2 pseudogenes are annotated in these 973 nt (G+C 63.1%); both read left to right on the top strand.

The features are described 5' to 3' along the window. Window positions 1-225 (top strand): annotated as a pseudogene (locus AC1Q6Z_RS35260) (electron transfer flavoprotein subunit beta/FixA family protein); the annotation flags it as partial. Between the two features lie 152 nt (window positions 226-377). Further along, window positions 378-973 (top strand): annotated as a pseudogene (locus AC1Q6Z_RS35265) (electron transfer flavoprotein subunit alpha/FixB family protein); the annotation flags it as partial.

A 973-nucleotide genomic window follows, 5' to 3' on the forward strand; every position in this document is an offset into this window, starting at 1 on the left:
ACGGACCTGCGCCTCAACGAGCCGCGTTATGCCTCGCTGCCCAACATCATGAAGGCGAAGAAGAAGCCGCTCGACAAGAAGACACCCGCCGACTTCGGCGTCGACACGAGCCCGCGCCTCAAGGTGCTGAAGACCGAAGAACCGTCCGGCCGCAAGGCTGGCGTCAAGGTCAAGAGCGTCGCCGAACTGGTCGACAAGCTGAAAAACGAAGCCAGCGTGCTGTAAGGAAACCCGTGAGGCCCGCCTGCAAACGGCGTGGCACTGCGCTTCCGGTGCTCACGTACTGATGTACGCTGCGCGCCGGTTCTCGCGCCCCACCGTTTTCGGCAGGGCCTGACGGGTTTTCGGGACCGAACCATTTTCCAAAGGACATCATCATGGCCATTCTTCTTCTGGCAGATCACGACAATGCCCACCTTTCCGACCAGACGGCAAAGGCGCTGACGGCGGCATCGAAGATCGGTTCCGACGTGCATGTGCTCGTCGCCGGTGCTGGTGCAAAGGCTGCGGCCGAGCAGGCGGCAAAGCTCTCGGGCGTCTCGAAGGTCCTCGTCGCCGAGGATCAAACGCTTGCCAACAACCTGGCAGAACCGCTGGCAGCGCTCATCGTGTCGCTTGCCGGCAGCTATGAGGCGATCGTCTCGGCCGCGACCTCGGTCGGCAAGAACGTTCTGCCGCGTGTTGCAGCGCTGCTTGATGTCGCCCAGGTTTCCGAGATCATCGAGGTCGTCTCCGCCGATACGTTCAAGCGTCCGATCTATGCCGGCAATGCGATCCAGACGGTCCAGTCCACCGACGCCAAGAAGGTGATCACGGTGCGCACGGCATCCTTCGCCGCAGCCGGTGAAGGCGGCAGCGCAGCGATCGAGGGCGTCTCCGCGGCAGCCAACCCCGGTCTCTCGACCCACGTCAAGGACGCGCTGTCCTCGTCGGATCGTCCGGAACTCACCTCGGCCAAGATCATCATCTCGGG

The organism is Shinella sp. GW835-FHT14H05, assembly GCF_058793575.1.